The following is a 20480-nucleotide window of genomic DNA, read 5'->3' as shown; positions in this document are numbered from 1 at the left end:
TTCGCGTGGGCCCGCACACCGGCTGGTGTGGTCGTTGCCATGAGCTTCCTTCTCCTACGTCGCTTGTGCGGGTGTACGGGGGTACGGCTGTACGGGTGCTGGATCGGTCTGCATCCGTTCGCGTTCGCGAACAGGGATCGGGGGTGCAGACGGCCGCTGGGCGGGTGGCCGGGGCTCGGGCGGCTCGGGCTCGGGCGGGGGCGCGGCGGACGGCGGTCGGTGGGAGGTGCTCCGGCAGTCGCCGAAGCTGGCGCGCAGCCGGGTCAGCAGCCCGATGAGCCGGCCGACCTCGGCGTCGGTCCAGTCGCCCAACCGATCGGCCAGCAGGTTCGTGCTGCGGCGGGACAGGTCGGCGAGCATCGCGTGACCCTCGGGCGTGAGGTGCAGGATGCGTGAGCGTTTGTCCGCCGGGTCGGGGGAGCGCGTGATCCAGCCTCGCTCGGCCAGGTGCGCGGCGTGCCGGCTCGTCACGGACATGTCGACGGCGAGCAGCTCGGACAGATTGCTCATTCGCATGTCGCCGTGGCTGCCCAGCAGTGCCAGCACCGCGGCCGAGCCGGCCGAGCAGTCCTGCGGCAGGATCCGTCCGAGGCCGCGCTTCACGGCCCCGAAGGCCCTGAGCTGACGCGCCAGCTCCTCGTACTGCGCCTGCTCGGCCATCACACCTCCCGGATTCGTTGCTCGAGGCAACCATAGGAGAGGTTGGTTGCTACAGGCAAATAAACAAGGGCTCTGCGGCCGCAAAAAGTTGGCAAAGGCAAGTATTGCGGGGGTAAATGGGCTGGTGGCGGCTTGGGCGGCCCGAGCGACGCCCCGACCGGGACCGGGTCGGGGCCGGGCAGGGACCGGGTCGGGGCCGGTCCCGCCGACTGGGCAGGGCGCTCCGCGCGACCCGCACTTGGGCCCGACCACCCGTCTTCGCTAGTGTCTCGGCCCATGGCTAACACCCAGGGCCCCCAGGGCAACCACGACCCCGCCGGCAGCACCCAGATGTTCCGCGCGTTCGTCGACGAGGGCGCTCCCCGGGCCGCCGCGCCGGCTCCCGCGCCGGCCGGCCCCCGCATCGGCCTGATCGTCGGCGTCGTCGCCGCGCTGGTGATCGTCGCAGCGGTCGCCTGGCTGGCGCTGAAGTAGCCCGGACGTCCGGACGTCCGGACGTCCGCTCGTCCGTGCACCCGCGCGACGGGTGCACGGCCCATGCCTCCACCCGCCGCCCGCCGCCCAGTCGGCGGGCGGGTAACGGCCCCGCCCGACGCCCGGCCGCCCGCGGTTGCCCGACATCCGGTTTCCCGAGGCCTGGTCGTCCGTGGCCTGGTCGGCACGGCGGTGGTTGCCACGGAGGCTCGCTCTCCGCTGCCGTCTCAGGGCTCAGCGCTCAGCGCCTTCGCAACGGGAAGCCGCCGCGGGCGCACCACGCCAAGGCGCATCCGGCGTCAGGGGCACGGCTTTCCGCCAGCGGTGCGGCACCGGGCCGTCCCCCGCGTAGGGAGGCCCCGACGCCACCGCGGCTCGGACGACCCTGTGCACCGCGCTCTCCCCCTGCACCGGTACGTCCCTCATCGCGCCGCCACCGAGGTGCCGAGGCACAACCGGCGTCCCGCCCGGCGCACCGCGCGGGAGTTTGTCAGCGCCACCGCACCGAGACGTCCCGGGTCTCGATGTGCATGCCCAGCGGTACGCGCCACGCGTCGACGCACACCGTCCAGGTCTGCTCCCGGCGTGCGCCCGCGCGGATCGGGGTCGGGAGCGGGACCGTCGAATCGCGCGTGGCCCAGTCGATGCCGAGTCCGTCGACGATATGGGTGCCGAAGTCGACCGTGCCCGAACCGACGGCTCTGCCACCCGAGTTGTGGAAGACGAGGGTCACGTCCTCGCACCACCGCTGCTCCGTGCTCACGCGGACCGGCCCACTCACGGTGAGGACGGCGGGTTCGCCCGACGGTGGTCCGGACGGGGCCGTGGGGCCGGGCGAGGGCGAGGGTGAGCCCTGGGGCGCATCCGGGGGTGGGTTCGGGGGCGTGCCGCCGACGGGGTCGTCCGCGGCGTCCGGCCCCGAGACGACCGAGGTGCCCGCTGCCTTGTCTCCCCCGGCATCGGCATCGGCATTGCCATCGGCGCCGCTGCCGGCGCCGGGAGCCCGGGCCGTCGTACCCGGACGAGGACCTGAACCCGGACCCTGGCGCGGACCCGGATCCCGGCCCGGTTTTCCGGTGGGGGATCCGCTCTCGCCGTCCAGTGGAACGAGCCGTATCCCGCCCGTCGGCCGCCCGGGGCCGCCCGTCCGGGCCGAATCGCCCGCCGAGCCGAGGGCGACGTAGCCGCCGCTACCGCCGTCTCCGCCGCATCCGGCGAGCAGGCCCGCCGCGCCCACCGCGAAGACGGCGGCCGCCGACGCGCCCCAGAGGGCGCCCCGGCGGCCATGTACCCGTGTCGGACTGCGCATCGCGCCAGTGTGCCTGACGCACCGTCAGTCAGGAACCGTTCCTGTGGACTGAGCAGAAGTGGGTCCTGCTCAGCCGCACGCCCCGGACGGTCTTGGGCGCACCGGTTACCGGCGTACTCGACCCCGGGGCAGCGACACGCATCCGGTGCGTGGTCCGAACCCGGGAGGCCGGCTTCCGCACGACCTGGACATATGGGTACGGCCAAAGGTGACGGGGAGGCCCCGGGCCGTCTCGCTGGTGGAGCCGGGGGCCCCGCACACCGGCGCCGTACCCGGCGTCCCAGACCGCACGGTCACCGTAGCCCGAACGACCCATCGCGCCGCAAGCCCAGAAGCCGACCATCGCACGATCGAGCTGAAACGACGTTATGCATGCTCCAGAGCGAGCAGCTGACAACCCCTGTGCGCCGACCGGTCAGGTCCTGGGGTGTGTTTCGAGAGTCCCGTCTGCCCGGCGACGCCTGGCACGCCCTCCCCCGGAGGGGACCTCCAGCCGCGTTGTCGGGATCACCCCGATACAACCAGTATCGGGGCGACCCTCCGCCTTGCGATCGCACGCACCAGACGCCGCCGGGCCTGCCCTTCGGGCAGACGACGCTACTTTCGAAACACGCCCTAGTCGGAGATGAGGCCCTCGCGCAGCTGGGCCAGCGTCCGGGTGAGGAGGCGGGAGACGTGCATCTGGGAGATGCCGACCTCCTCGCCGATCTGCGACTGGGTCATGTTGGCGAAGAAGCGCAGCATGATGATGCGGCGCTCGCGCGGCGGGAGCTTGGCCAGCAGCGGCTTCAGCGACTCGCGGTACTCGACGCCCTCGAGCGCGGTGTCCTCGTAGCCGAGGCGGTCGGCGAGGGAGCCTTCGCCGCCGTCGTCCTCCGGAGCCGGGGAGTCCAGGGAGGAGGCCGTGTAGGCGTTGCCGACGGCGAGGCCGTCGACGACGTCCTCCTCGGAGACGCCCAGCACCGCGGCGAGTTCGGCGACCGTCGGGGAGCGGTCCAGCTTCTGCGAGAGCTCGTCGCTGGCCTTGGTGAGCGCGAGCCGCAGCTCCTGCAGCCGGCGCGGCACGCGCACCGACCACGACGTGTCGCGGAAGAAGCGCTTGATCTCGCCCACGACCGTCGGCATCGCGAACGTCGGGAACTCCACGCCCCGTTCGCAGTCGAAGCGGTCGATCGCCTTGATCAGGCCGATGGTGCCGACCTGGACGATGTCCTCCATCGGCTCGTTGCGCGAGCGGAAGCGGGCCGCCGCGTAGCGCACGAGCGGGAGGTTGAGCTCGATGAGGGTGTCGCGGACGTACACGCGCTCGGGGCTGTCCTCGGCGAGAGTGGCCAGTCGCAGGAACAGAGAGCGGGACAGGGTGCGGGTGTCGATGGCCCCCGTGGCCGTGAGAGCCGGGGCCGCGGGGGCCTCGGGGGCTGTGACGTCGTCGAGCACGTCGGGCTCGACAGGCGCGACGGGCGCGGACTCGCTCGGCGTGAGCGTGAGCGTGAGCACCTTCGAGCTGCCCTGTTCTGCGGACATGCCACCCCCTTTGGGTCGCGGGACGGTCGCGGCGCAACGCCCCCGCTTGAGGAACGTCAGCCTTCACCTGAATACCGGAGCCGAAGCCCCGGCAAACGCTCTTCCGGCAGAATGTCACATGTCGGCAACACGCTGTAGAGACATGTCGACATGTGAGTGATGAATCAGCCCTGGAAAAAGGGGGTGTGACGGTTTCTCAGCAGGGATCCGCCGAGAAGGGCGAAGGTGGGCGATTCGCTCTCAGCGGTGACCGGTCGGTCGTGCTTGCGATACCCCATCGAGTGACGTGTCGCGCGGCGCCGAAGGGGGGAACCGCGAACGGAGGGTGCCGGGTGCCGGCGTCGGGTCACGCCTCGATGCGGTTGGCGGAGCGCAGTCGCTGGAAGCTGCGTGCCAGCAGGCGGGAGACGTGCATCTGGGAGACGCCGAGCTCCGCGCTGATCTGGGACTGCGTCAGGTTGCTGTAGTAGCGCAGCAGAAGGATGCGCTGCTCGCGCTCCGGGAGCTGGACCAGGAGGTGCCGGACGAGGTCGCGGTGCTCCACGCCGTCCAGCGCCGGGTCCTCGTAGCCGAGGCGGTCGAGCAGGCCGGGCAGGCCGTCGCCCTCCTGGGCCGCCTCGAGCGACGTGGCGTGGTACGAGCGGCCCGCCTCGATGCAGGACAGCACCTCGTCCTCGCCGATGCGCAGCCGCTCGGCGATCTCCGCCGTCGTCGGGGTGCGCCCGAAGGCGGTCGTCAGGTCCTCGGTCGCGCTGTTGACCTGCACCCACAGCTCGTGGAGCCGGCGTGGTACGTGCACCGTGCGGACGTTGTCCCGGAAGTACCGCTTGATCTCGCCGATGACCGTGGGCATGGCGAACGTCGGGAACTGCACGCCTCGTTCCGGGTCGAAGCGGTCGATGGCGTTGATCAGGCCGATGGTGCCGACCTGGACCACGTCCTCCATCGGCTCGTTGCGGGAGCGGAAGCGGGCGGCCGCGTAGCGCACGAGCGGGAGGTTCGCCTCGATGAGCGCTCCGCGCACGCGGTTGTGCTCCGGCGTGCCCGGCTGGAGCTCCTTGAGCTCGCCGAACAGCACCTGGGTCAGCGCACGGGTGTCGGCGCCGCGGCGGCGCTCCGGGGCTGGAGGGACCTCCGGGACCGGAGCGGTCTGTGAGGCCGCCACGGCCGCCACGGCCGCCACGGCCTGCATGGCCTCCACGCCCGCCACGGCCTCCATGGCGGCCTCCATGGCGGGCGCCGGGGTCGAGGCCGAAGCCGGGACCGTGCCCGAGACCGGAACCGAGGCCGGGCCTGCGGCTGGGCCCGAGACCGGGCCGGGAACGGATGCAGGGGCCGACTCCGGGACGACTGCCGGGGGTGCCTCTGTCTGAGGCGGCGCAGTACTGGCCGACACGGTCAACGCCACCTCTTCGTCAGGTCAACAACATCGGTCAACTCATCCATCAAAAGCGGTCATAGCATCACAAGACATGTGCACTGTGTGCAAGCACCCCATAACACCGTGTTGAGGGGTGGAGGTGGGCGCCGACCTCGCACGAGGGCACGCAAAAACCCTCCGCCGGTCCGGCGGAGGGCTCCGTTCGGAAGGGAGGATCGGCGTCCGGCCGGCTCAGGCCTCGTAGTCGGCGACCACCCACGTGGCGAACTCCCGCCACAGCGCGACGCCCGCCTGGTGGGCCGGGTGCTCGAGGTACCGCTTGAGGGCGTCCGCGTCCTCGACCGCCGAGTTGATCGCGAAGTCGTAGGCGATGGGCCGCTCGCTGATGTTCCAGCCCAGCTCCCAGAAGCGCAGCTCGTCGATCTGTCCGCCCAGGGCCCGGAAGGCCGCCTCACCCTGCACCACCCGGGGGTCGTCGCGCTCGACGCCCTCGTTGAGCTTGAAAAGGACCAGGTGGCGGATCATGGGCACTCCCAGTACGTGCGACGACGGTCTCGGCTATCGCGCCCCGTCGGCGAGCCAGGTGAAGAAGTCACCGATGGCCTGGGCCGCGTCCGATATGCCCTCGAAGCCTATCTGGACGTAGTCCGCCGCCTTCGCCGGGTCCGTGATGATCACGTAGAGCACGAACACCACGAGCACGTAGACGGCGATCTTCTTGGCGTTCACCGCCACCTGGCCTCCCCTGTATGTGGCCGCTCGGGCCCCGCTGACGGCGGCGAGTGTATCCGCAAGTGCGATTTACATACCGCTTTTGATCGCCTGTGGCGCGTTCTTGAACCGTTCCGGGGAGCCGTGCGATGAACAGCCGAACGGCGGCACGCGGCGCACGCAAAACACCCTCCTGATTGCGTTTCCGCTGATCAAGAGGGTGTGAGAGCGGTAGCGGAGGGATTTGAACCCTCGGTGACTTGCGCCACACTCGCTTTCGAGGCGAGCTCCTTCGGCCGCTCGGACACGCTACCGAGGGAGACCTTACAGCAAGGTGCGGCCCGGTTTGAAATCGGTTCTGCGGCGGCCGGATCAGCGCTCGCGGAAGAAGTCCGTGAGGAGTTCCGCGCACTCCTTCGCGAGCACGCCCTCGATCACCTCGGCCCTGTGATTGAGCCGTCGGTCGCGGACGACGTCCCAGAGGGAGCCGACCGCGCCCGCCTTGTCGTCGCGGGCGCCGTAGACGACCCGGTCCACCCGAGACTGCACGATCGCGCCCGCGCACATCGTGCACGGTTCGAGGGTCACGACGAGCGTGCAGCCGGACAGCCGCCACGCGCCGGTCACCTCGGCCGCCCGCCGGACGGCGAGCACCTCCGCGTGGGCCGTCGGATCGCCGCCGGCCTCGCGTTCGTTGTGGCCTCTGGCGAGGACCGTCGTGCCGTCAGGAGCCAGCATCACGGCGCCGACCGGGACGTCTGAGCCCCGGGCGGCCAGCCGGGCTTCGTCCAGGGCGAGCCGCATCGCGGCTCGCCAGGGGGCGCGTACGGGGTCGGCCGGCGCCTCCGGTGCGGTCAGCGGACCGTCTCCAGGACCGCCGAAGCGCCCAGGGCGTCGGCGATCTCGGAGAGCGCGTCGTCGGACAGCGCCTTCAGTTCCTTCTCGCTGACGCCGAGGTCGTCGAGGATGGCGGCGTCGCCGACCGGGCCGTGCGGCACGGCTTCCGCGGAGCCGCCGCTCTTGGCGACGTCGGAGCCCTCGTCCTCGTCCTCGTCCTCACCGTCCTCGGTGCCGTCGAGATCCAGGGCGTCCAGGTCGTCGTCATCCGGATCCCTTCCGAGCAGTTCGTCGGTGAGCAGGATCTCGCCGTACGAGCTGCGGGCGGCGGCAGCGGCGTCGGAGACGTAGATGCGGGGATCCTCCTCGCCGTCGATGCGGACGACCCCGAACCAGGAGTCCTCCTGCTCGATCAGCACGAGCACCGTGTCCTCGTCCGGAGAGGCCTCCCGGGCCAGGTCGGCCAGATCCGACAGGGTCTCCACATCGTCGAGCTCTGTGTCGCTCGCTTCCCACCCGTCTTCGGTGCGCGCGAGCAGTGCGGCGAAGTACACCGTGACTCTCCCACTGGTCCTAGGCGTGCCGGTTGGGGTTCCCCCCGGCGGAGGTTGTGGGCGGAGAACTCGGGCTCCGAGCCCCGCCCACTCGGAATCGTGGCAGAAACAAGGCGTCCAGGGGACCTCTTCGGCTCCCTGTGTCCGGTGGTTTTGATCGCACGGCTGTGGTCACACCCGTGGTCACGGTCGTGGTCACGTCCGTGACCGACTCACCAGCGCGCTCGTTGCCGCCACGAGCGGATCGTACGCGGCTTTCCCGTGCGCCCACGCATGCCTGTCCGTGCGGCGCACGCGTGACACCCGTGACGGTGGTGATCTTCCCCGTATGCCCCAAGTCCGGTACGCCGCACGGCCGGGTCATGGCCTGGCCGTGGCCGGGGCATGGGCGGTTCTACCAGCGGAACGTGCGCATACGCATCGCGTGGCGCAGGCGGGCGGTCTTGGCGCGTCGCGGCTGGACCCGGTCGCGCAGTGCACGGGCCTCGGCCAGCTCGCGCAGGAACCGGGCGCGGCGCCGACGGCGCTCCGCGTCGGTTTCGGGCGGCCTCATCGGCGAGTCGCCGTCGGTCGGGTCGGGCAGGTCAGGCATCAGCACACCACCCCGGGTACCCCGGTCCGTCTCCATGACTACCTCCCACTTTTCCCTGTTTCCCTCCCTCCGACGGCCGGTGCGAGGCCAGCGAACGGCCGAAGCCGAGGGAAGGACGAGGGAAGGACGAGGGAGGGGCCGGGGAAGGACCGGGGGAAGGAGGGAAAGCCCGGGGGAAAGGTTCACCGAGTGTGGGGGCGCCGGGCAGGACGGGCCCGGTTACTGTTGTCGACATGCGTCTCCACGTCGTCGACCACCCCCTGGTCGCTCACAAACTCACCACGCTGCGCGACCAGCGCACGGACTCCGCGACCTTCCGCCGGCTGGCCGACGAACTGGTCACCCTGCTCGCCTACGAGGCCACGCGGGACGTGCGCACCGAACAGGTCGACATCAAGACGCCGGTCGCCTCGACCACCGGCGTCAAGCTCTCCTACCCGCGCCCGCTGGTCGTGCCGATCCTGCGCGCGGGCCTCGGCATGCTGGACGGCATGGTCCGGCTGCTGCCGACGGCCGAGGTGGGCTTCCTCGGCATGATCCGCAACGAGGAGACGCTGGAGGCGTCCACGTACGCCACGCGCATGCCGGAGGACCTCTCCGGCCGCCAGGTGTACGTCCTGGACCCGATGCTGGCCACCGGCGGCACCCTGGTCGCCGCGATCCGAGAGCTGATCCGGCGCGGCGCCGACGACGTCACGGCCGTGGTGCTGCTCGCCGCCCCGGAGGGCGTGGCGGTCATGGAGCGCGAGCTCGCGGGCGGCCCGGTCACCGTCGTCACGGCGGCCGTCGACGACCACCTCAACGAGCACGGCTACATCGTGCCGGGTCTGGGCGACGCGGGAGACCGGCTGTACGGGGCGGCCGAGTAGCCTCCGGGCGCCGCGCCGGGCGGCCGGATCTCTGACGGCCGGCCGGTGAGTCGGGCGTCAGCAGCCCTTCTTCGTGGTGGCGCCTGCCGTCGGGCGCGGGGCGGCCAGCGCCGTCAGGGCCTTGGCCGCCTCGGGCCGGCTCGTCAGGGCCTTGAAGCCGTTGCCGATGATCAGGTCGACCGTGGTGCCCTTGCGGGCGGCGTCGGTGCGGCGCTCGGCGGTGCCGAGCTGCGTCGCGAGGACCGGCAGCGAGGTGTTGAGCGAGGACGCGGGACCGAGCAGCACCCCGGTCCCGGTGACCTTCTTGTCGTACTGCTTGGCGGCGTTGCCCACCTCGCCGATCCTGAAGCCGCGTTTCTTCAGCTCGTCGGCGGTCGTCTTGGCGAGGCCGCTGCGGGTGGTGGCGTTGAAGACGTTCACCGTGATCTGGGCGGGCTTGGGCACCGCACCGGGGCCGGCACCGGCACCAGTACGGGCACCGGCTGTCGTGCCCGCGCCGGTGCCCGTGCCTCCGCTTGTTGCGGCGGACGCGGAGGCGGAGGCCGCGGGACCCGCCTTCGTCGTGGTCTTCGAGCAGCCGGACGCAGCCGTGGCAGTGCCCCCGCCGCCTGTGAAGACGTCGATGAGCTGCAGGGTGCCCCAGCCCGCCACGCCGAGCACGGCGCCGCAGCCGACGACCACGACGGCAAGCCGGCCGCGTCGACGATGGGGACGCATGCGGGGGTACTTGTCCCCCGTGATCCGGTACTTGCCGCCCATGCCGGGGGGAGTCAGCATGCTCATGGGCGCAGCGTAGTGCGCCCGGGCTGCCGTGACTAATAAACGATCATCCGACGCCGCGTGGGGTGCGAGAAAGAACCCGAAAGGGTCAATGCGCCAGCCGCTCCAGGCCTCGTCGAGGCCTCGACGGAGGTCCGGCGAAGCCCGTATGCGGCACGGAAGAAGCCCGCTGAGGCCGACCCGCCCGATGTCCGACGGACGCGCGGGGACGCGTGGCCGGCGTGGCGGAGGTGCGGGCGGCGGCCCGGCGGGGCTCAGTCCAGCTCGAGGACGCGGGCGTGCAGCACCTGTCTCTGCTGGAGCGCCGCTCGCACCGCGCGGTGCAGTCCGTCCTCCAGGTACAGGTCGCCCTGCCACTTCACGACGTGCGCGAACAGGTCGCCGTAGAAGGTGGAGTCCTCCGCGAGCAGGGTTTCCAGGTCGAGCTGCTGCTTGGTGGTCACCAGCTGATCGAGGCGGACCGGGCGCGGTGCGACGTCCGCCCACTGCCGGGTGCTTTCCCGGCCGTGGTCGGGGTACGGCCGGCCGTTTCCGATGCGCTTGAAGATCACACGGAAAGCCTACCGGTCCCGACGTTCCGGGCGCAGCCATGGAGACGGAGTGCGACGCTGGAAAAGACGTGATGAACAGTGGCATAACGGAACTAGGGGCTGCTGTGAGCGAGTCGACGAACGCCGGTGACATCGCCGCCGGGTACGCCTTCAGCGGGCCCGCCCTCGACCTGGGCGCCCTGTTGTGGGACGGGAAGTGTCTGCCCGAGGCCGCGGTCCGCATCCCGCTCCCCATGCTGAACAGGCACGGTCTGGTCGCGGGCGCCACCGGCACCGGGAAGACGAAGACGCTCCATCTGATCGCCGAACAGCTCTCGGCGCAGGGGGTGCCGGTGTTTTTGGCCGACGTCAAGGGCGATCTGTCGGGGGTCTCGGCGCCGGGGGAGGCGAACGACCGGGTGCGGGGGCGGGCGGCGGAAGTCGGCCAGAAATGGACGGCAACGGGTTTCCCCGCCCAGTTCTACGCCCTCGGCGGTCTCGGGCACGGCGTCCCGCTGCGGGCCACGGAAGACCCGCCCCCACAGCCCAGACGCACGACCCGGCACAGACCACCCACACCCACTCACCAGAACGCTCTCGAGCACACTCCAACCCGAGCAGCTCCGACCCCTCCGTCGTGGAAACAGGTGGTCGGCAGCGGGATCTTCAAGTCGCTGGCCCGCTCGGTCGGCACCCAGCTCGGTCGGGAGATCACCCGCTCCCTCTTCGGGACGACCCGCAGAAGGCGTTAGCCGCCGACGGGACCAGGACCGGGGGCGGGGGCGGGGGTCGATTCCCCCGGGGCCTTCGCGGTCCCCGCTCTCCCGCACCCGGGACCTGTGGGCCTGCTCTCCCGCCCCCCATCTCCGCCCCCCGATAGCAACCGTTACCGCTCTCGTTTCCCCAGCGGCTGTTGCGGATGCGTCGGTTGCCGGGCGGGAGGCTTGGGAGCCGTGCGGGCGGCTTCCGCGCGGAGCAGGGCGCGCAGGACGGCGTACGGGTCTGTGGGCATGGTGGTTCCTCGCAAGGTGCTGAGTGCTGGGGTGCTGGCAGACGGGTCCGAGGGACGGCGTCGGTCAGCAGCGCAGAACCACCGTGCGCAGGGCGGACCAGGGGCGCGGGGTGTGGGTGTGCGAGGGCCGTGGCGGCGAGGAGAACAGCCGGGTCGCCGGGGTGCCCGGCGGGAGAAGGGCCGGCCGCGGCGGGACGGCGCAGCGGCGGAGACAGGAGGCCGGGCGCAGCGGCGGGGCGTGGACGTCGTATTCGACGATCTCCGAGGCGGTGGCCGGCGGCGCGGCGAACGCGGCGGGAGCGCCAGGCGTGAGCAGGGCGACGAGCACGACGAGCACGCGCAGCCAGGTGCGGCTGCGCGGGTGCCTTCGTGCGGTGTTCATGAGAGGTCATCTCCCCGCGACACGCCCGACGTTCAGCATGCCGGGCGGGAGAATCACCTGTTCGGAGCAGGGTGGCCGGGGGGCGAAGGCGGGGATGAAAGCGTTACCGACGGGGCAGGGGCAGGGGCAGGAGTCAGCTGGTCGGTTTCTGTTTCTCGGCCTGTTTCCCGGCTTTCCTCGCTGTCCCGGTTTTCCCGGCTGCCACCGCTTTTCCGGCCTTCGCGACTTTCGCCGCCGCTTTCATCTCCTGTTTGTGCGCCCGGACCTTGCCCAGCGACTCCGGTCCGGTGATGTCGGCGACGGACCGGAAGGACTTCGGCTCCCCGTAGAGGCCTGCGGCCTCCCGCCAGCCGGTGGGCCGCACGCCGAGCTGTTTGCCCAGCAGCGCGAGGAAGATCTGCGCCTTCTGCCTGCCGAACCCGGGCAGCTCCTCGAGGCGCGCGAGCAGCTCCTTGCCGGTGGCGACGTCCTGCCAGACGGCTGCCGCGTCACCGTCGTAATGCTCGACGAGGTACTGGCAGAGCTGCTGGACGCGCTTGGCCATGGAGCCGGGGTAGCGGTGCACGGCCGGCTTGTCGGAGAGCAGCGCGGCGAAGGCCTCCGGGTCCTGGACGGCGATGTCCTGCGCGTCCAGGTCGTCGGCGCCGAGCCGGTCGGCGATCGTCCGGGGGCCCTTGAACGCCCACTCCATCGGAACCTGCTGGTCCAGCAGCATCCCGACCAGCGCGGCGAGCGGGGACCGCCCGAGGAGCTCGTCGGCCTCGGGATCCTGGGAGAGGTGAAGGGTGACGTCCATGAATCGATGATCCCGCCTGGGCGGTCAGCTCGCGCGCCAGTACCCCAGGGCGTGCACCCGCTCCTTCGGGACGCCGAGCTCCTTGCGCACGTACGCCGACAGCGTCCGGGTGGTGTGGGTATCGCAGCCGATCCAGACGTACGGCTCGGGGGTGGCCGACAGCAGTTCGGGCAGCTCGGCCCTGACCCGTTCGACGAGCTCCGCGCCGGCCTCGCGCCGGGGCACGTGCCGTATCTCGTGGCGGGCGGGGTCGGTCCGGAAGGGCAGCCCGCCGTCGGCCTGGCCCTCGAACCAGACGGTGGCCGGTGCGAAGCCGAGCGCGCCCTCGCCCTCGCCGAGCAGCGAGTTGACGGCGGGCAGCGAGGCCGGGTCGCCGATGACGAGGACGTGCGAGGGAGCCGGGGCCGGCGGCACGAAGCCGGTGCCCTGGACGGTCGCGTCGATGGTGTCGCCGGGCTTCGCCGCGCGGGCCCAGTCGCTGGCCGCGCCGTCGTGCAGGGCGAACTCCAGGCTGAAGGCGCCGGCCGCCGGGTCGGGGTCGACCAGCGTGTAGGCCCGCTGGTGCGGCCGGCCGGCGTTCTCGAACCAGAGCCGCACCCAGATCGTCGGGTGGACGCCGGTCGCGGCGAGCAGTCCGCCGTCCGACATGTGCAGCCGGCGGTAGTCGTCGGTGACGTCCTCCGCAGCCGTCACGGTGAGGGTGAAGTCCTTCGCCCGCATCAACTTGAGGACCGCACCCTCCCAGCCCCGCCCCTGTGCCATTCGTTTTCCACCCTTCACATACGATTCCGCGCAAGAACTTAGGATAGCCTAACCTTATAGGTACTATGGGAAAGCTGGGACGCAGGGTGACCACCGAGATCTACCGCGACGCGTGGGGCGTCCCGCATCTGCGCGCCGACGACGCCCGGTCGCTCGCCCGCCTTCAGGGGCTGGTCACCGCACGCGACCGCGCCTGGCAGCTGGAGGTCGAACGTCACCGCGCACGGGGCTCCTCGGCGTCCTTCCTCGGACCCGAGGCCCTCTCCTGGGACCTTCTCGTGCGCCGCGCCCGTCTCGACGACACCGCGCGCCGCTGCTTCGACGACCTGGACCGGCGCGACCCCGAGACCGCCGACTGGACGCGCGCGTACGTCGACGGCGTCAACGAAGGCCTGCGGGAGACGGCGCGCGCCGGCCACGCCCCCGGCCACGCCCCCGAGTTCGCGCGGGCCGGTCTCACGCCCGGCCGCTGGGAACCCTGGACGCCGCTGGCCGTCTGGCTGGCCACGCACCTCCTGTTCGCAGGGTTCCCCGCCAAGCTCTGGCGCGAGGAGGCCGCCCGCCACCTCGGCCCCGAAGCGGTCGGTCTGTTCGCCACGGACGGGCCCGGCACCTCCGGCAGCAACGGCTGGCTGGTGAGCGGCGACCGCACGGTCACCGGGCAGCCGGTCATCGCCGGCGACCCGCACCGGTTCGTCGAGGACCCCGGCGTGTACCAGCAGATCCGCCTGGCCTGCGACGAGTTCGACGTCGTCGGACTCGCCGTCCCCGGCGTCCCCGGCATCGCGCACTTCGGGCACACCGGCACCGTCGCCTGGGCCATCACCAACGCCATGGCCGACTACCAGGACCTCTACCGCGAACGGCTGCGCCGCACCGGCGCCGGAGTCGAGGCGCTCGGCCCGGACGGCGGCTGGCGGAGAGTGTCCCGGCACACCGAACTCGTGCGGGTGGCGGGGGAGGAGCCCGTCGAGGTGGAGGTGCTCGAGACCGAACGGGGCCCGGTGATCGCCGGAGGCCCGGAAGGCCTCGACGACGGCACCTCCGGTATCCCCGACGCAGTCCCCGGCGCCTCCGAAGCAGACGCAGTCGCCGGCGCCCCGGGTTCACCCGACGACGCCCCCGGCTTCCCGCTCGCGGTGAGTCTGCGCTATCCGCCTCGCGTCACGTCCGACCTCGGCTTCCAGACGCTGCTCCCGCTGCTGCGGGCCCGCCGGGTGGCCGACGTGGACCGGGCTCTCGACCAGTGGGTCGAGCCCGTCAACGTCGTGCAGGCGGCCGACACCGAGGGCGGTCTGCTGCACCGGGTCGCGGGCCGGGTGCCGCGCCGCGACGCGGCCAACGGCGCCCGTGTCGTGCCCGCCTGGGAGCCGGGCCACGAGTGGACCGGCTGGCACGAGACGCCCCGCGCGGGGCTGACCGACGGCGTCGCCGTGATGGCCAACCAGCGCGGCCTCGCGGCGCGGCTGGGCGTCGAGTTCGCCGCGCCGCACCGCGCCGAGCGCATCCGGACGCTGCTGGCGGGGCGGCGGCAGTGGTCCGCGTCCGACATGGCGGCCGTCCACACGGACACCCATCTGGCCTCCGCCGAGCCGCTGCTGGCACACGTGTCCGCACTGGACGGCCTGACCGGCCCGGCCGCCGCACTCCGCGAACGGCTGCTGCGCTGGGACCGCCGTATGGACGCCGACAGCGAGGACGCGGGCCGGTACGCCGCCCTGCGCGGCGCCGTCGTCCGCCGGCTCGCCGCGCACCCGGCCTTCGCCGCCCTGACGGCCCCGCCCGCCTACCCGGACGTCCTCCTGCCCTGGCTGGCGCTCCTCCCCCGGATCGGCTTCGCCCTCGAACACCTGCTACGCGCCGAGGAGTTGTACGGCGTCGACCGGGCGCGGCTGGTGCGGGAGGCCCTCGAGGAGGCGGCCGGGCAGCCGGCCGCCCGCTGGGGCGACACCCACCGCCTCGCCCCCTGGCGGGCACTGCCCGACCCCGCGTACCGGGGACCGGCCCTCGACGGCGACCACGACTGCGTGCTGTGCACGTCCTCGGTGCCCGGCTGGACCGACCTTTCCGCCCGCGGCCCCGCCGCCCGCTATGTGTGGGACCTGGCCCGCCGCGAGGACAGCCGGTGGATCGTCCCGCACGGCGCGTCCGGCGTCCCCGGGCATCCCCACCACCACGACCAGCTCCCCTGGTGGCTCGAGGGCGAGCTGGCCCCCGTCGTCACCGACTGGGCGCGGCTGAAGAAGGAGAGCGACGATGGCTGACCGTTCCGTAACGGACTACGAATGTTTCGCGCCGCAGGACGACTCCTCGGCACCGGAGGGCGCATGCCTGCCCACGCCGCACGACGTCCCCGAGGACGTCCCCGACCACACCCCCACACCTCAGTACGTCCACCAGCAGACGGTCGGCGGGTTCGGCGTCGTCGGCGTCCGTCCCGTCGACGCCGAGGCCGACGCGGACGTCGTCCACGGCTGGGTCCGCGAGGAGCGGGCCGCGTTCTGGGGCATGAACGGCCTGACGCGGGACCAGGTCGCCGACGTCTACGCGCACATGGCCGGCCTCGACACCCACCACGCGTTCCTGGTCGAGCTGGACGGCGTCCCGGTCGCCCTCTTCCAGACCTACGAGCCGACCGCGGACCGGGTCGGCGACTGCTACGAGGTGACCTCCGGCGACCTCGGCATCCATCTGCTCCTCGCGCCGGCGGGCGCGCGGGGCGCGCGCAGCGGCTGGTCCTCGGCGCTGATGGGCGTGCTCACCGCGTACGTCCTGCTGGTCCTCGACCGGCCGCGGGTCGTGGTGGACCCCGACGTGCGCAACGAGAAGGCGATCGCCCGCTTCCTGCGGCAGGGCTTCGTGGCGGGCCCGGTCGTCACCCTGCCCGAGATCGACCTGCCGGACGTGTATCTGCCCGAGAAGAAGGCCCAGCTGGCGTTTCTGCGCCGGGAGGTAGCCTTCCCCGCGTGACGGCCCCGTCCACCCGTAAGGCCTCGCGGTGAACCGGATGGCCCTTGCACGCGTACCTATCCGCACGTACGGAAGTACGGGGTACGTGAGTACGCGGGTCTCGAGTCTCGAGCAAGACGGAGCGGTGACGTGAGCGAAGGGCGCGATGGCGGGCGACCCCACGGCCGGCACGACTACGGCCCCGGCCCCGGACCCGCAGGGGTCGGTGCCGTGAGGGTCTGCGGTGGGCCGCGCGCCGGCCGTCGACGGCGGCTCCAGGCGCTGATGCTGCTGGGCGCCGTGCTCATCCTGCTCGGCCTCGGCAGTGGACCGGCCTCCGCCCACGCGGCCCTGCGCAGCGCCGACCCGGCGGACGGGAGCGTCGTCAAGACGTCCCCCGGCTCGATCACGCTCACCTTCACCGAGTCGGTGGGCCTGCTCGACGACTCCTTCCGCGTCTTCGACCCCGACAACCGGCGGGTGAAGACGGGCCGGGCGGGCCACGCCGACGACCGCGCCGACACGGCGCGCGTCACCCTGCCCCGCAAGCTCGGCACGGGCACGTTCACGGTGGCCTGGCGCGTGGTGTCCGCGGACAGCCACCCGATCGCCGGCGCCTTCACCTTCTCCGTGGGCAAGCCGTCCGCCGTCCCGCCGGCCCTGCCCAGCACCTCGGTGGAGAACCCGGCCACCAGCGGCCTGTTCAACATCGGCCGCTACCTCGCCTACCTCGCCGCCGCCCTCCTCATCGGCACCGGGGCCTTCGTCGCCGTCTGCGGCCCGCCGGACGTCCGCCCGCTGCGCAGGCTGCTGATGGCCGGCTGGTGGGCGCTCACCGGATCGACGGTGTTCCTGCTCCTGCTCCGCGCCCCTTACGAGACCGGCGTCGGCCCGGCACAGGCCCTGGACCTTTCCGGCCTCACCCGCACCCTCGGCACCCGCCCCGGCCTGGCCCTGGTGGCGCGGCTCGTACTGCTGGCGGCGGTCGCGGCCCTCCTCCTGCGGCAGCGCGCGCTCCCACAAGGGCAGCGGCCCTCGCGAGCGTCCCTCGTGACCGGCGGCGCGCTGGCCGTGGCCCTGACCCTGACCTGGGCCGCCGCGGAGCACGCGTCGGCCGGCATCCAGGTGCCGACGGCGATGACGTCCTCGGTGCTCCACCTACTGGCGATGGCGGCCTGGCTGGGTGGCCTGACGGCCCTCCTCACCCTGCTCCACCGCGCCTCCGTCCCCTCCTACGTGGTCACCCGCTTCTCCCGGACGGCCGGTTTCTCGGTCGTCGTCCTGGTGGTCACCGGCGTCTACCAGTCCTGGCGCGGTCTCGGCTCCACGTCCGCGCTGACGGACACGACGTACGGCCGGGTCCTGCTCGCGAAGCTCGCCGCGATCACGCTCCTGCTGATGGCGGGAGCATGGTCGCGACGGACGGTCCGCGGCGCGACGACGGCAACGACGGCGGGGACGGCGACGACGCCTGGGAACGTGACGGCCGAGGCGGCCGAGGCGGCTGCGAAGAGCGAGGCCCGGGTGCCGCAACCGGTGGGAGGACGGGCGGCCGCGGCGGCCGACACCGACACCGACACCGACACCGACACGGGAAGCCGTCCGACGGAAAGCGCCCCGACGGAAAGCGTCCCCACGGTGGCCACGCCCCCGGCCGACGAACCGACCCGCACCTCCGCCCCCACCCGCGCCCCCACCCGCCCCCCGGTCGACCCGCGCCGGACGCTGCGCCGCTCCGTGCTGGTCGAGGTCACCGTCGCCGTCGTCGTGCTCGTCCTGACCACCGTGCTCACCGGGACCCTGCCGGGCCGGGCGGCGGCCGAGGCGGCGGCTGCCGGACAGGGCACCGGACTGCCCGTGGCGTCCGTGACCGACGTCCCCTTCTCCTTCGGCTCACCGGGCGTCAGCAGCGTCCAGGGCAAGGTGCAGGTCACCCTCGACCCGGGCCGGGTCGGCGACAGCAACCTTCAGGCCGTGGTCTACGGCCCCGACGGCGGCCTCTCCACCGTGCCCGAGCTGCGCATCTCCTTCACCCTCCCGGACCAGGACGTCGGCCCGCTCGACGCCAAGGTCACCGACAAGGGCGGCTACTGGGGCGCCGACGCCGTCAACCTGCCCATGCCCGGCGACTGGGAGATGAAGGTGACGGTGCGGGTGTCGGAGGTCGACCAGGTGAGCGTGACGAAGCCGGTCCGCATCGAGCGCTGAGGCCGTAGCCGCCTTGGTCGAGGCCGTCACCGCAGCCGTCACCGCAGTCGTCGCCGAGGCCGTCGCCGAGGCCGTCGCCGAGGCCGTCCGACACCGCCCCGGGGCGTATCCGAGGTCAGCGACCCGGCTCCGGCGTGGCGTGGCGGGCGGCCAGGGCGAGTTCGTCCTCCTCGAGGCGGCGCGAGCAGCGCGCGTCGGGGTCGTACGCGACGGCCGTGCTGACGCAGGTGCAGAACACCCGCGTGTCACGGGTGACGCGGCTGGTGACCCGGAAGGACGAGCGGCGCAGGTCGCCGATGGTGGTGACGATGGTGACCGGCTCCGGCTCCAGCACGAGCGGCTCGGTGTAGTCGAGCTCGTGGCGCGCGTACACGAACCGCGGGCGGATCTCCTGCCCGGGCAGCCCGGGCCGCAGGTAGAACAGGTCGATGTGGGCGTCCTGGATCATCTCGAGCAACCGCGCGTTGTTCACGTGCTGCATGGAGTCCAGGTCGCTCATGCGAACCTGACGGAGATAGAGGTGCGGTCGGCGGTCCGGCACGTCGTGGGGCGGGCGCGCGGTGCTCGTGCGACGGACGTCGGAAGCCAGGGCGTGGATCAAGGGGTTGCTCCTCGGAACAGGGTCCCGGCCTCCCGGGCCGGCGTGTGGTCCCGGCGTCGCGGCTGCCGGGACGGCGGGCCCGGCGACGACCGCGAGCCTGCGGTGACTGCGGGGTGGTGGGGGGGGGAGAGAACGGTCGGGTGGTGAGGGTGGTCGGGTGGTGAGGGACGTCGGTTCGTGAAGGTGGGGCCTTCCTGCCTTCCTGCCTACGTGACTTCGTGCCTGCCCGCCTGCCCGCCTGCCTGCCCTGCCCGCCTGCGGGCTAAAGGGCCCGCTCGATCAGGTCGGCCGCGGCGCCCGCGCCCCCGGCCTCAGTGATCTCCCGGCGCATGGCCGCCACGCCCGCGCGGACGTCCCGGTCGGACGACACCCGCAGGACGGCCTCCCGCAGCGCCTCGGGCGTGACGGTCTCGCGCGGCAGATGGACGCCGAGCCGGAGCTGTTCGATCCGGGCGGCGTTGACCCGCTGTTCGGCCATCTGCGGCACCGCCACCAGCGGCACGCCGTAGTGCAGCGCCTCCATCGTGCCGCCCATCCCGGCATGGGTGACGAAGGCGTCCGCGTGGGCGAGCACAGCCAGTTGGGGCACGTGCGGATGGACTTCGACGGTGTCGGGGAGGGGCCCCAGCTCGTCCGGCGTGACGGCGTGGCCGACGGACATCACCACATGCCAGGGCAGCTCCGCGAAGGCCTGGACGCAGGACCGGTAGAAGTCCGGCCGCCGGGTGAACTGCGAGCCCAGCGACACCAGCAGGACCGGCAGGTCCGGCCGCTGGGGCTGCCAGGAGCCCTGGTAGGAGCGGTCCCCGAGCGCGGGTCCGACATAGGCGACGTTGCGTGCCGCGACGGTGTCCGCCCTGCGCTGGAAGGCGCGGGGGAAGAACGCGACGGCGTGTTCCGGGTGCACGAGCTCGAGGATCCGGGCGCCGTCCACGCCGTATTCCGCGAAGGCGGCCGTCAGCTTCCCGAAGCCCGGGATCTGAGGCAGCCCGGGCACACCGAAGAACTCGGGCACGATGCCGTCGTAGGCCAGATGGGTGGGGGACGCCACGACGACCGGCGTCTGCCGGCTCGCCGCCAGCAGCAGTCCGGCGAAGGCGTAGACGTCGCACAGCACCAGGTCCGGACGGTCCCGGTCGAATGCCCGGGTCAGGGCGGGCAGGGAGGCCAGCGCCGTGTCGACGACCCGGGCGAACCCCTCGCCCATCTCCTCCGGCGCCTCCGAGCCGTCCCCCGAGTCCGGGTAGAGGACGGGCTCGGCGCCGGCCGCCTTCACCTGGTGCACGAACTCCTCGGTGACGGCGTAGGTGACCCGGTGCCCCCGTCGTACGAGCTCCTCGACGACCCCCAGCGTCGGATTGACGTGCCCGTGCATCGGAACGTTGAACACGGCGATGTGCGCGGGATGCGGATGACGACCAGGCACGACAGACAACTCCTGTCCGGCGCGGGGCCGGGGCGGTGGACGGGGCGGTGGACGGGGAACAAGGAACGGCGTGCCCGAAGGCGGACGCGGAGTCCCGATTAAAGGCGCTCCGACGCGGTCCGC

At 72.5% G+C, this 20480-nt stretch carries 22 protein-coding genes, 1 tRNA gene and 1 pseudogene; 6 read left to right on the top strand and 18 right to left on the bottom strand.

Going from position 1 to position 20480, the window contains the following annotated elements; genetic code table 11:
* Nucleotides 1–54: 54 nt before the first annotated feature.
* Nucleotides 55–660, bottom strand: coding sequence for a MarR family winged helix-turn-helix transcriptional regulator (locus tag QA802_RS20500; protein ID WP_334524722.1), 606 nt, complete (start codon nt 658–660; stop codon nt 55–57).
* Nucleotides 661–936: 276 nt separating this feature from the next.
* Between QA802_RS20500 and QA802_RS20495 the strand changes: the two genes are divergently transcribed.
* Entirely contained in the window at nt 937–1134 is a 198-nt protein-coding gene (locus QA802_RS20495; RefSeq protein WP_319165675.1) for a hypothetical protein, read from the top strand.
* Between the two features lie 490 nt (nt 1135–1624).
* On the opposite strand, the gene QA802_RS20490 is transcribed toward QA802_RS20495, so the two are convergent.
* From QA802_RS20490 to QA802_RS20450, 9 genes are all read right to left on the bottom strand, one after another.
* The gene (locus QA802_RS20490) at nt 1625–2443 is read right to left on the bottom strand and encodes a hypothetical protein (RefSeq protein ID WP_334524718.1); all 819 of its coding nucleotides are present in this window, start codon (nt 2441–2443) and stop codon (nt 1625–1627) included.
* Nucleotides 2444–3058: 615 nt separating this feature from the next.
* A complete protein-coding gene (locus tag QA802_RS20485) occupies nt 3059–3967 on the bottom strand; it encodes an RNA polymerase sigma factor SigF (protein WP_057576391.1) in 909 nt (302 codons plus the stop codon).
* Nucleotides 3968–4313: 346 nt separating this feature from the next.
* On the bottom strand, nt 4314–5375 hold the full coding sequence (locus QA802_RS20480) for an RNA polymerase sigma factor SigF (protein ID WP_443042153.1): 1062 nt from the start codon (nt 5373–5375) through the stop codon (nt 4314–4316).
* Between the two features lie 204 nt (nt 5376–5579).
* On the bottom strand, nt 5580–5873 hold the full coding sequence (locus QA802_RS20475; protein WP_334524712.1) for a Dabb family protein: 294 nt from the start codon (nt 5871–5873) through the stop codon (nt 5580–5582).
* A gap of 33 nt (nt 5874–5906) precedes the next feature.
* Nucleotides 5907–6083, bottom strand: a complete 177-nt coding sequence (locus tag QA802_RS20470) for a hypothetical protein (RefSeq protein ID WP_173985603.1) — start codon at nt 6081–6083, stop codon at nt 5907–5909.
* 205 nt (nt 6084–6288) lie between these two features.
* Nucleotides 6289–6373 (bottom strand) — tRNA-Ser (locus QA802_RS20465).
* A 58-nt stretch (nt 6374–6431) separates the two neighbouring features.
* Nucleotides 6432–6863, bottom strand: a complete 432-nt coding sequence (gene tadA / locus QA802_RS20460) for a tRNA adenosine(34) deaminase TadA (RefSeq protein WP_334524709.1) — start codon at nt 6861–6863, stop codon at nt 6432–6434.
* Nucleotides 6864–6913: 50 nt separating this feature from the next.
* Nucleotides 6914–7450, bottom strand: a complete 537-nt coding sequence (locus tag QA802_RS20455; RefSeq protein WP_334524707.1) for a tRNA adenosine deaminase-associated protein — start codon at nt 7448–7450, stop codon at nt 6914–6916.
* 394 nt (nt 7451–7844) lie between these two features.
* On the bottom strand, nt 7845–8042 hold the full coding sequence (locus tag QA802_RS20450) for a hypothetical protein (RefSeq protein WP_334524705.1): 198 nt from the start codon (nt 8040–8042) through the stop codon (nt 7845–7847).
* Between the two features lie 233 nt (nt 8043–8275).
* Between QA802_RS20450 and upp the strand changes: the two genes are divergently transcribed.
* Nucleotides 8276–8911 carry a uracil phosphoribosyltransferase gene (gene upp / locus QA802_RS20445; RefSeq protein ID WP_319165646.1) on the top strand — a complete coding sequence of 212 codons (636 nt, stop codon included), beginning with the start codon at nt 8276–8278 and terminating at the stop codon, nt 8909–8911.
* Nucleotides 8912–8968: 57 nt separating this feature from the next.
* Here upp and QA802_RS20440 read toward each other — a convergent pair whose 3' ends face one another.
* Nucleotides 8969–9670 (bottom strand): LytR C-terminal domain-containing protein, encoded by a 702-nt coding sequence (locus QA802_RS20440; RefSeq protein ID WP_334534775.1) that lies wholly within the window; start codon nt 9668–9670, stop codon nt 8969–8971.
* Between the two features lie 275 nt (nt 9671–9945).
* Nucleotides 9946–10242, bottom strand: coding sequence for a type II toxin-antitoxin system VapB family antitoxin (locus QA802_RS20435; RefSeq protein ID WP_004943146.1), 297 nt, complete (start codon nt 10240–10242; stop codon nt 9946–9948).
* Between the two features lie 71 nt (nt 10243–10313).
* Here QA802_RS20435 and QA802_RS20430 point away from each other — a divergent pair.
* A pseudogene (locus tag QA802_RS20430) lies at nt 10314–10748 on the top strand (helicase HerA-like domain-containing protein); the annotation flags it as partial.
* A 359-nt stretch (nt 10749–11107) separates the two neighbouring features.
* Here QA802_RS20430 and QA802_RS20425 read toward each other — a convergent pair.
* The 4 genes from QA802_RS20425 to QA802_RS20410 form a co-directional block, all read right to left on the bottom strand.
* Complete coding sequence (locus tag QA802_RS20425) at nt 11108–11233, bottom strand: hypothetical protein (RefSeq protein ID WP_334524697.1); 126 nt, start codon at nt 11231–11233, stop codon at nt 11108–11110.
* A 64-nt stretch (nt 11234–11297) separates the two neighbouring features.
* A complete protein-coding gene (locus tag QA802_RS20420) occupies nt 11298–11615 on the bottom strand; it encodes a hypothetical protein (protein WP_334524694.1) in 318 nt (105 codons plus the stop codon).
* Nucleotides 11616–11748: 133 nt separating this feature from the next.
* Complete coding sequence (locus QA802_RS20415; protein WP_334524691.1) at nt 11749–12411, bottom strand: HhH-GPD-type base excision DNA repair protein; 663 nt, start codon at nt 12409–12411, stop codon at nt 11749–11751.
* Between the two features lie 24 nt (nt 12412–12435).
* Nucleotides 12436–13173 carry a siderophore-interacting protein gene (locus QA802_RS20410; protein WP_334524688.1) on the bottom strand — a complete coding sequence of 246 codons (738 nt, stop codon included), beginning with the start codon at nt 13171–13173 and terminating at the stop codon, nt 12436–12438.
* Between the two features lie 86 nt (nt 13174–13259).
* On the opposite strand from QA802_RS20410, the gene QA802_RS20405 reads away from it, so the two are divergent.
* The 3 genes from QA802_RS20405 to QA802_RS20395 all read left to right on the top strand — a co-directional run bounded on the left by QA802_RS20405 (nt 13260) and on the right by QA802_RS20395 (nt 18330).
* Nucleotides 13260–15437, top strand: coding sequence for a penicillin acylase family protein (locus tag QA802_RS20405; protein ID WP_334534773.1), 2178 nt, complete (start codon nt 13260–13262; stop codon nt 15435–15437).
* Nucleotides 15430–16143: a GNAT family N-acetyltransferase gene (locus QA802_RS20400; protein ID WP_334524685.1), complete on the top strand. Its 714-nt coding sequence runs from the start codon at nt 15430–15432 to the stop codon at nt 16141–16143. The genes QA802_RS20405 and QA802_RS20400 overlap by 8 nt, the downstream gene beginning before the upstream one ends.
* Nucleotides 16144–16407: 264 nt before the next feature.
* Nucleotides 16408–18330, top strand: a complete 1923-nt coding sequence (locus QA802_RS20395; RefSeq protein ID WP_334534772.1) for a copper resistance CopC/CopD family protein — start codon at nt 16408–16410, stop codon at nt 18328–18330.
* A 115-nt stretch (nt 18331–18445) separates the two neighbouring features.
* Here the strand turns inward: QA802_RS20395 and QA802_RS20390 are convergent, their stop codons facing one another.
* Entirely contained in the window at nt 18446–18829 is a 384-nt protein-coding gene (locus QA802_RS20390; RefSeq protein WP_319165637.1) for an acyl-CoA thioesterase, read from the bottom strand.
* Between the two features lie 364 nt (nt 18830–19193).
* Nucleotides 19194–20357, bottom strand: coding sequence for a macrolide family glycosyltransferase (locus tag QA802_RS20385; RefSeq protein WP_334524680.1), 1164 nt, complete (start codon nt 20355–20357; stop codon nt 19194–19196).
* Nucleotides 20358–20480 lie beyond the last annotated feature (123 nt).

This window comes from Streptomyces sp. B21-105, from assembly GCF_036898465.1.
Classification (GTDB): Bacteria; Actinomycetota; Actinomycetes; order Streptomycetales; family Streptomycetaceae; genus Streptomyces.
This window is presented reverse-complemented; position numbering and strand designations above follow the sequence as displayed.

Bases quoted from the DNA above. Each gene is read 5' to 3' on its own strand.
- upp (WP_319165646.1), top strand. From the start codon at position 8,276: ATGCGTCTCCACGTCGTCGACCACCCCCTGGTCGCTCACAAACTCACC.
- QA802_RS20390 (WP_319165637.1), bottom strand. From the start codon at position 18,829: ATGAGCGACCTGGACTCCATGCAGCACGTGAACAACGCGCGGTTGCTC.
- QA802_RS20425 (WP_334524697.1), bottom strand. From the start codon at position 11,233: ATGCCCACAGACCCGTACGCCGTCCTGCGCGCCCTGCTCCGCGCGGAA.
- QA802_RS20400 (WP_334524685.1), top strand. From the start codon at position 15,430: ATGGCTGACCGTTCCGTAACGGACTACGAATGTTTCGCGCCGCAGGAC.
- QA802_RS20490 (WP_334524718.1), bottom strand. From the start codon at position 2,443: ATGCGCAGTCCGACACGGGTACATGGCCGCCGGGGCGCCCTCTGGGGC.
- QA802_RS20395 (WP_334534772.1), top strand. From the start codon at position 16,408: ATGCTGCTGGGCGCCGTGCTCATCCTGCTCGGCCTCGGCAGTGGACCG.
- QA802_RS20475 (WP_334524712.1), bottom strand. From the start codon at position 5,873: ATGATCCGCCACCTGGTCCTTTTCAAGCTCAACGAGGGCGTCGAGCGC.
- QA802_RS20500 (WP_334524722.1), bottom strand. From the start codon at position 660: ATGGCCGAGCAGGCGCAGTACGAGGAGCTGGCGCGTCAGCTCAGGGCC.
- QA802_RS20410 (WP_334524688.1), bottom strand. From the start codon at position 13,173: ATGGCACAGGGGCGGGGCTGGGAGGGTGCGGTCCTCAAGTTGATGCGG.
- QA802_RS20440 (WP_334534775.1), bottom strand. From the start codon at position 9,670: ATGGGCGGCAAGTACCGGATCACGGGGGACAAGTACCCCCGCATGCGT.
- QA802_RS20420 (WP_334524694.1), bottom strand. From the start codon at position 11,615: ATGAACACCGCACGAAGGCACCCGCGCAGCCGCACCTGGCTGCGCGTG.
- QA802_RS20450 (WP_334524705.1), bottom strand. From the start codon at position 8,042: ATGCCTGACCTGCCCGACCCGACCGACGGCGACTCGCCGATGAGGCCG.
- QA802_RS20485 (WP_057576391.1), bottom strand. From the start codon at position 3,967: ATGTCCGCAGAACAGGGCAGCTCGAAGGTGCTCACGCTCACGCTCACG.
- tadA (WP_334524709.1), bottom strand. From the start codon at position 6,863: ATGCGGCTCGCCCTGGACGAAGCCCGGCTGGCCGCCCGGGGCTCAGAC.
- QA802_RS20415 (WP_334524691.1), bottom strand. From the start codon at position 12,411: ATGGACGTCACCCTTCACCTCTCCCAGGATCCCGAGGCCGACGAGCTC.
- QA802_RS20495 (WP_319165675.1), top strand. From the start codon at position 937: ATGGCTAACACCCAGGGCCCCCAGGGCAACCACGACCCCGCCGGCAGC.